General features: G+C 62.4%; 4 protein-coding genes and 1 pseudogene. 4 read left to right on the top strand and 1 reads right to left on the bottom strand.

What is annotated here, in order from left to right:
* Positions 1-251 precede the first annotated feature (251 nt).
* Positions 252-1,079, top strand: a pseudogene (locus QOC89_RS08315) (PadR family transcriptional regulator); the annotation flags it as partial.
* A 94-nt stretch (positions 1,080-1,173) separates the two neighbouring features.
* Positions 1,174-2,001 (top strand): siderophore-interacting protein, encoded by an 828-nt coding sequence (locus QOC89_RS08310; protein ID WP_323044589.1) that lies wholly within the window; start codon positions 1,174-1,176, stop codon positions 1,999-2,001.
* Positions 2,002-2,047: 46 nt separating this feature from the next.
* Here the strand turns inward: QOC89_RS08310 and QOC89_RS08305 are convergent, their stop codons facing one another.
* On the bottom strand, positions 2,048-2,377 hold the full coding sequence (locus QOC89_RS08305) for a hypothetical protein (RefSeq protein ID WP_323044588.1): 330 nt from the start codon (positions 2,375-2,377) through the stop codon (positions 2,048-2,050).
* A 212-nt stretch (positions 2,378-2,589) separates the two neighbouring features.
* On the opposite strand from QOC89_RS08305, the gene QOC89_RS31840 reads away from it, so the two are divergent.
* Together QOC89_RS31840 and QOC89_RS08300 are read left to right on the top strand one after the other, a co-directional pair.
* Positions 2,590-2,796 (top strand): DUF2442 domain-containing protein, encoded by a 207-nt coding sequence (locus QOC89_RS31840; RefSeq protein WP_416340375.1) that lies wholly within the window; start codon positions 2,590-2,592, stop codon positions 2,794-2,796.
* A 208-nt stretch (positions 2,797-3,004) separates the two neighbouring features.
* Positions 3,005-3,322 carry a DUF883 family protein gene (locus QOC89_RS08300; RefSeq protein WP_323044587.1) on the top strand — a complete coding sequence of 106 codons (318 nt, stop codon included), beginning with the start codon at positions 3,005-3,007 and terminating at the stop codon, positions 3,320-3,322.
* The last annotated feature ends 390 nt before the right edge of the window (positions 3,323-3,712 follow it).

Here is a 3,712-nt window from a genome sequence, read left to right as displayed (position 1 = left end):
ATCGATTTTCCCGTTCGCGTGGCCCGGCCGAGAGTTTCTTCACCGGGCATGACCGCCCCTCCCTGCATGCGCTCTGGCATGCGTTCGCCCGGCAATACGAGCGCCATGGCGAGCGCCGCACTGAGACTTGGGGTGAAGGCTTCGACCACCGCCATGGCTCGCGCGGCGAATCGCACGCGTTTGATGGCGACGAGCGTGGCCGTGGCAACCGGCACGAATTCCACGGCGATGAGCGTGGCCATGGTGGCCGGCACGAATTCCACGACGATGAGCGTGGCCGTAGCCGCCACCAAGAATTTCACGGCGACCAACGCGGCCACGTCCGGCCTGACGACCACCGTGGTGAAGGCGGTGAACGCGACGACCGCGACAGCTTCGACCACCGCCATCGCTTCAGCCACCACAGCCATGCCCGCTTCTCGTTTCATGCGCTGTGGGACGCAATCGGCCGTCATCACGAGCATCGCGGCGGCGCTCGCGGCGGCCGTTTCGGCGGTGGTGGACCCGGTGGCTTCGGTGGCGACGGCGACGGTTTTCCGCGCGGCCGCAAATTCAGCTCCGACGACCTGCAACTGCTGCTGCTCTCGATGATCGACGCACAGCCGAGTCACGGTTACGAGTTGATCAAGGCGCTTGAAACGCGCTCGAACGGTTTCTATAGCCCGAGTCCCGGCATGGTCTATCCGGCGCTCACGTATCTGGAAGAACTCGGCTATGTGACGGTGCAACTCGAAGGCAACCGCAAGCGCTACGAACTATCGGAAACAGGCCGTGAATATCTGGCGACCAACCGTGATCGCGTCGAATTGATGCTCGCCAAACTGGCGCATATCGCCCGCAAGATGGATTCCGTGCGCCGCGCATTTGCCGGTGAAGAGCCCGCCGATATCAGCGAAGGCGGCTGGCTGCCCGAACTGAACGAAGCGCGCCGCGCGCTGAAACATGCGCTCCTTCGCCGTGACAACGCACCGGCTGCCGAACAGCGCCGCATCGCCGCGATTCTGATGCGCGCGGCAAATGAGATCGAAGCCGAAGGCGCGCCCGGCAGCGACGCAGACAGCAACGAACCGGCTGCTTGAGTTCGCACTGCCCTGACATTTGCACAACACGCGCGCGGGAGGGTGCCCATCAGCACCGCCGCGCGCCAATCAAACCAACAGGAGTGGCACCCTTATGCTGACAAACGACAACCGAGCCGATCTGGCAGTCCATCGCGTGCGGCATCCGCTGAAATTCCGTCTGTTGCAGGTCAAAGCGGTGCGCGCGCTGACTCCGCATCTGATTCGCGTCACCTTCACGGGCGAGGATCTGCGTGATTTCGTCTCTGCATCGTTCGACGATCACATCAAAGTGTTCTTCCCTGAACCGGGCGCCGCCAAACCCGCGCTGCCGGAAGCCGGTCCTGACGGCCCCGTATTCCCCGCCGGCCTGCCGCGGCCGATCGCGCGCGATTTCACGCCGCGCCGCTTCGACGCCGACGCGCGCGAACTCGACATCGAGTTCGCCATGCACGAGGCCGGCCCGGCTGCAACGTGGGCCGCGCAAGCCAAAGTGGGCCAGTATCTCGGCATTGGCGGCCCGCGCGGCTCGCTGGTGATACCAACCGGATTCGACTGGCATCTGTTGATCGGCGACGACACCGCGCTGCCGGCGATTGCTCGCCGCCTCGAAGAGTTGCCAGCCGGCACCCGCGCCGCGGCGGTGATCGAAGTGGCCGATCCGTCGGCCCAGATCGAATTCGCGACGCGGGCGGAACTGCATATCGTCTGGCGTCATCGCAGCGAGTCGGGCTATCGCGGCGAGGCCTTGCTGCAAGCGGTCCGTGAAATCTACTTGCCCGAAGACGGCGAAGGCTACGTGTGGGCCGCCGGCGAATCCGCGACGATGCGTGCGGTGCGCTACCACCTGTGCGCGGAACGGGGCGTCGACAAGTCACGGATTCGCGCGGCCAGCTACTGGAAGCGCGGGGCCGAAGCGGTCCATGAGTCGCTTGACGACTGATGTACGCCCGCCAGGCTGCATGCTTCGAACCAAAACCCTGTTTTTCCTAACCATTTTCCGCATCCGCGACAACAACCGACTCTGCTAAAGGCGCCGAACGATGGCTGCCGGCCCCGCCCGCAGTACGGACACTCCCCAGCAGGCGTCGCATGTCTTCGGGATCGAATCGCTCGGCAAGCCCTGTCGAATCAATCAGATCGACGAACATCACCGTGAGCTGCCGTCTCTCGGCGTCGATAACTGTGGACGCGGCTGACGGAAGCGGCTGACTTCGTTCCTGCGTGCGTTCGAGCGCACGCCCGTGCATTGCCGTGCGCGCCGCTAATCGCTTTGCGAGCCGCTTGCGGTCACCGAGCGTCAGGCCTAGTTCCTTCAACTCCCCATCGGAAAGATCACCGAGCACATCCCAGCCGATCCCCCGTTGTCAGCAGCGAGCCACCGGGGTGGGCGACGCCATCCAATCGACCTCATCGTTCGTCGCGCACGCGGGGATAAGGAGGTCCATACATTGGCACGCGCTATCGGAGTGTCTTTTGACGAGTGTAGCTTTACCGTATATCTGGACGACGATGGCTCGCTGCGCGTTCCATGGGGCTGGTTTCCAAATTGAAGGTTGCCACGCCTGAGCAACGTCGCGATGTTCGCATTTCTGCGTCTGGTGCAGGCCCGCATTGGGACCAAATAGATGAGGACATCAGTGTAAGCGGACTAATGCGTGACGCTGACTGGCACCACATTCAGGAAAGGCTGGAATCAGTCGGGGTAGCGGTCAAGGTCCATCTTAACGACCTGTAGCAGACGGACCGTCTGCGACGTCCCGCGGGAAGATGAGTTCGTGCTGCTCGCTGCCTATTGAGATGACCGCGAGCAGTTGTGGGAGCTTGCGGGCGAAGTCGCCGCGTGTTTCGCAAAATGCGGCCTGCACCTGCGGTCAGCATGCTCCGTGGGGGGGCACGTCACTTGCTGAAGCCATTGATCATCCAAACAAAATATGGAGGTTCAAATGACCGAGTCGAATCTACCCCTCGTTCCGGCAGACGGGTCCTCGCCCGTCACGTCCACCCCGGCCGGTTCCGCTGTTTCGTCTCAACAGGGCAACGGTTCAACAGCGAAGTCCAGCGGCAGCGACGGAGACCGAGGGACCAGTTCCCGAACGCTGTCCGACCTGAAGGACAAGATTGCTGGCGCACAGGAGGCGGTCAAGACGAAGTACCGTGTCGCCTCTGAATCGACTGACGATTACGTTCATGAGGCTCCGTGGAAAGCCGTCGCAATGGCGCTCATCGGCGGACTCATCATCGGAATGCTGGCTCGCCGCTAAAGCGAACTTACCTCTATAGGAGAGGAAACAGGACCCGGTCTCACATGAAATCATTTTCTGGCTAATTATTGGCGGCCTTGCTGGCGCTCTAGCCGGCCGGATTGTTGACGGTGCGGCTCCGGCATTCTTGTCGGCATCATTGTAGGGATTGTAAAGCCGACGCGGGCGCACACCTTCCGGTGCCAGCGAACGCTTCGGCCTCGAGGAGATTTGCCATGAGAGTGATGAAAGGACTTTTGATTGCAGCACTATTTCTCGGTGTATCTGGGAGTGTCTACGCACAAGGTGCGGGTGGCGGGGCCGCCGGGGGACAAGGAGGCACGGGGATGAGCAAACCGAACGCAGGTGGTTCGACTGACACGGTGTCGGGTGCGTCGGGGGCGAATAGCA

Origin of the sequence: Paraburkholderia sp., from assembly GCF_034668105.1 — a bacterium.
GTDB lineage: Bacteria > Pseudomonadota > Gammaproteobacteria > Burkholderiales > Burkholderiaceae > Paraburkholderia.
The sequence above is the reverse complement of the archived record's forward strand: the minus strand, read 5'-3'. Positions and strand labels throughout refer to the sequence as shown.